We start from the raw sequence: 4,055 nt of genomic DNA on the forward strand, positions 1-4,055 counted from the left end.
GCTGGCGCCGCCATGTGAACAGTCGACGAGCCTTCCATGGCCTGATCCAAACACAGCTTCGCGCTCTGCCATAGCCCCTTAACGACCAAGACAAGGCCCCCATTAACGACCACGGAAGCCCCTATTAGCGGCACCCGGCGCTAGCCTCAATTTTTCGCGCGACCAGCAGACTGGAGGTGACCATGTAGGTCGTCTGTGGTCGTAAGCTCGTCGTCGCTTGCCGGTGGGAGTCCGGTCCGGGTAGCTGTCAGGGGGCCCGGTAGCAGACTGGCGGCTTGTTCTGGAAACGGATCGGGTCGAAGCCCAGTGTCGAAAGCCCTTATGGGGGAGCGACTGAGCGGTCCGTAGCATGACGCGAAGCCTGCGGCGTCGTTAGAGGTCCCGCCCGGTGGGTGGGGTGTAGGGAGTGCCGAGCCCCCGAAATCAGGGCGAAGGCCATGGAAGGCGCTGAAGACCTGAATGTGCAGGCGCTGAAGAACTCCCCGGCGTATGGGGCTCGGAACGCTCAGATAGTGGCGACGGGAACTGGTGAGGCCCTCCCCGGCCCGGCAACCTGCGGAATGTGTTGTTGGAGCGCGGCGCTCTATAACCAGTGAACCTGGGAAGTGAGTGGTCGGCTGGGTGGGCGTCGGAGGCGGTCGTAGTACTGGTTGAGCCGGGCGGACAACACAACCGCCGGTGAGGGAAGGGCCGCTGCTTCGTCGATGCGTATCGCGTGTAGTGGAGGTGCCCGGTGAGTGCCGTTTCGGCTAGTCCCGCCGCTGTGGGGTCCGCGCCTGTGGACCCGGTTCGTGCCTTGCAGCATACGCTTTACCGGGCGGCCAAGGCCGATCCCGGGCGACGGTTTCATGCGTTGCAGGACAAGGTCTTTCGCAGAGACGTCCTGGGGCGTGCGTGGGTGATGGTGCACCGGAACCAGGGTGCACCGGGCATCGACAAGATCACCTTGGCCGACGTTGAGCAGTACGGGGTGACCCGGCTGCTGGATGAGTTGGCCGCTGAACTGCGGGAGGGGCGGTATCGGCCGTTGCCGACGCGTCGGGTGTTTATCCCGAAGCCGGGCACGACCGAACAACGCCCGTTATCGATTCCCGCTGTGCGGGACCGGATCGTGCAGGCGGCGTGCAAGATCGTGCTCGAGCCGATCTTCGAAGCCGACTTTATGCCGTGTTCGTTCGGGTTTCGGCCCAGGCGGGCGGCGCACGACGGGCTCCAAGTCCTGGTGGACGAGGCGTGGCGGGGCCGCCGGTGGGTGGTTGAGACGGACATCGCGAACTGTTTTTCAGCGATTCCGCACGAGATGTTGATGCAGGCAGTCGAGGAACGCGTCTGCGATCAGGCCGTGCTCAAACTGCTGCGCGCGATGCTGCGCGCGGGGGTGATGCAGGACGGTGTGGTGCGGCGCGAGGTGACCGGCGCCCCGCAGGGCGGTGTCATTTCACCGCTGCTGGCGAACGTCTATCTGCACCGGATCGATCGGGTGTGGGATGTTCGCGAGTTCGGGGTGCTGGTGCGTTATGCCGACGATGCCGTGGTGATGTGCCGTTCCCGGCAGCAGGCCGACGCGGCGTTGTCGCGGTTGACGGCTCTGCTGGCCGAACTGGGTTTGGAACCCAAAGCGGCCAAGACCCGAATTGTGCATTTGACCGAGGGTGGAGACGGCCTGGATTTCCTGGGGTTTCACCATCGGTGGGTGCGCGCTCAGGGTCGCACCGGCGGTAAGGGCGTCGCCTTCCTCGCCCGCTGGCCCGCGGACAAGGCGATGCAGCATGCACGTGATCGGATCCGGGAGTTGACGGACCGGCGCCGGATGCTGCTGGGTGTGCAGTACATCGTGGGAGAGATCAATCGATTCCTGCGGGGATGGGCCGGGCATTTCCGGTACGGGAACTCGGCCCAGCGGTTCAGCCAGATCAGGGACTACGCGGTGATGCGGATCGCAGGCTTCATTGCGAAGAAGCATCGCCGCTCCCGAGCGTTCGGTCGCTGGGTGATCGCCTACGCGTCGGACAATCAGCTCGGCCTGATCCGCCTTGACGGAACCGTGGTCGCACCCAGGCCCTTCCGGGTCTGGCGGGTGGCGTCGAATGCCGGCGGTGAACGGCGTCGGTAAGCCGTGTGCGAGAGAACCGCATGCACGGTTTGACGGGCGGGAGCTGGAAACGGAACACAGATCGGGCCAGGGCCACGGAGATGAAGGACACCAGGGGAAACCCTGCGGTCACCAGCGGCTCCGAGACCTACCGCCGATCCGCGTCACCGCGCCAGCTCTCGACCCTACGTGCTGCCTTGGATCGGGTCGGCGGAGCCGGTTCTAGCGGGCCTGTGGCGTTGATTGTGGCATGTGGGTGCGACGAGTCGCCGGGTGTCGCGCCGGTGGGCGGGCTTTCCTAAGGCCGTGGGTCTTTCGTCTCGTCGGGTTAGGGATGGGGGGTTAGGTGAAGGCGGCGCGGATGCGGGTCCAGGCGGTGGCGATCGCGTGTGCCCAGCGCCAGGTGGAGTCGATGCGCAGTCGGGTTCGTCGGGCGCCGCGGGTGATGCGGGCGGCGATGTGCAGGACCCGGTAGCGGAATGTTTCGATCTCGCAGCGTGCCAGGTCGGGGTGGTCGGTGAAGCCGATGAGTTTGGTCCAGGCGATCAGATCTGTTGCTGCCATGATGATTTCGAGCCAGGCGGCGTTGGCGTCAAACGAGTTGAAAGGCAGGTTGCGCAGCCCGGTGGCCTTGGCTTGGCGGATGCGGTCCTCCACGCGGGCGTGCTGGCGATGGCGTAGTTCCAGGCCGGCGAGTTGGCCGCCGATCACGCCGTCGGGGGTGTCGGTGAGAAACCCGGTGATCCGGTGCCCGTCGGAGTCGGTGAACCGCAGCTGCGCACCCGGGTGGGGGCGTTCCTTGCGCAGGATCAGCCGGGTCCCCTTGGGCCAGGCCGCCAGGTCCACCAGATCGGTGGCTTCGGCCACCCAGGCTCCGTCGCGGATGCCGCCGTCGGTGTCGATGGCCGGATACCACGCCGCGGCGCTGTTGAGCACCTCGGTGGCGTCACGGATGGCCGCGTTGATCGTGCAGCCGAAGGAGAACCCGACGTGTTCTTTGCGGCAGGCGGCGGCGAAGCCGTGAGTGGCGCCGGCGGAGTCCGACCGGATCAAAACCTTTGGTCCATCCGGGTTGTCCGGGCCCGGGCGGTAGGACAGCGGCAACGACTCAAGCGCCGCACCGAGCACCCTGATGTGATCGGCGGCGGTGTTGCTGCCCGCATTGCCCGGACGCAGCAGCCCGGCCAGGGCTTCCCCGGCGGCGATGTCACGCCGGTCCAAAAACACCAGCAGCGGGTGCATTCCGAAGGTGTGTTTCCAGGTCGCGGCGGCGTTTTCCTTGTTGTCGGAGTGATCGATGGTGATGGTGGCATCGACATCCAAATGCAGCCAGCCGTCATGATCGGGGGCCGCTCCCGCCGCCCAGGCCTGCTCGCGGGCGTGTGCTCGCGCCGCCCGGATTGCCGCCAGCCGGTCGGCGTCGATGCGCTCATCGACCAGCCGCCATAGCGTGGTCGTCGAGGCGACCGGCCCGAACACGTGCTCGCGGTCGCCCCACAGCTGGCCGACCCCGTCGACACAATCCGCGCCGTCGGCCACCGCGGCCGCCAGATCGGCGAACACCTCCCCGGGCGCATACGTCCAGGGACCCCGGTAGGTGTCTGCCAAAGCGGCTGTGACCTGCGAGGATAGCCCGGTCAGGTCGGCGACCTCGCGTAACAGGCCCACCCCGGCGTGCGACACGACGCCACAGCCGTCCGCGGACACTTTCACCCGACAAACCGCTGCGCTACTGTTCACTTAGGAAGTGCCTTCCAGCTCGGAATCATGGATTGTCGCAAATCTCATTATCCCTTGCAGGACAGGCACTTTCGCTAACTCAACGCCGTGTCACCCAGAGTTTCGCGAAAAACTCGGGCTAGTGCCTACGGACGCACGACCCGCTGCCAAAAGTCCCTAGTGATACTAAGCAGGCCACCGGGGCGCCACGGTCGTGAGCCGCTATACAAGGATTCGCCGACCA

At 66.0% G+C, this 4,055-nt stretch carries 2 protein-coding genes; one reads left to right on the top strand and one right to left on the bottom strand.

The window, feature by feature from the left end:
- Positions 1-796: 796 nt before the first annotated feature.
- Positions 797-2,113, top strand: a complete 1,317-nt coding sequence (gene ltrA, locus VML93_RS01190) for a group II intron reverse transcriptase/maturase (RefSeq protein ID WP_325606837.1) — start codon at positions 797-799, stop codon at positions 2,111-2,113.
- A 321-nt stretch (positions 2,114-2,434) separates the two neighbouring features.
- Here the strand turns inward: ltrA and VML93_RS01195 are convergent, their stop codons facing one another.
- On the bottom strand, positions 2,435-3,832 hold the full coding sequence (locus VML93_RS01195; RefSeq protein WP_325606839.1) for an IS1380 family transposase: 1,398 nt from the start codon (positions 3,830-3,832) through the stop codon (positions 2,435-2,437).
- Between the last annotated feature and the right edge of the window lie 223 nt (positions 3,833-4,055).

It is taken from the genome of Mycobacterium sp. (assembly GCF_035499775.1).
Taxonomy (GTDB): Bacteria; Actinomycetota; Actinomycetes; order Mycobacteriales; family Mycobacteriaceae; genus Mycobacterium.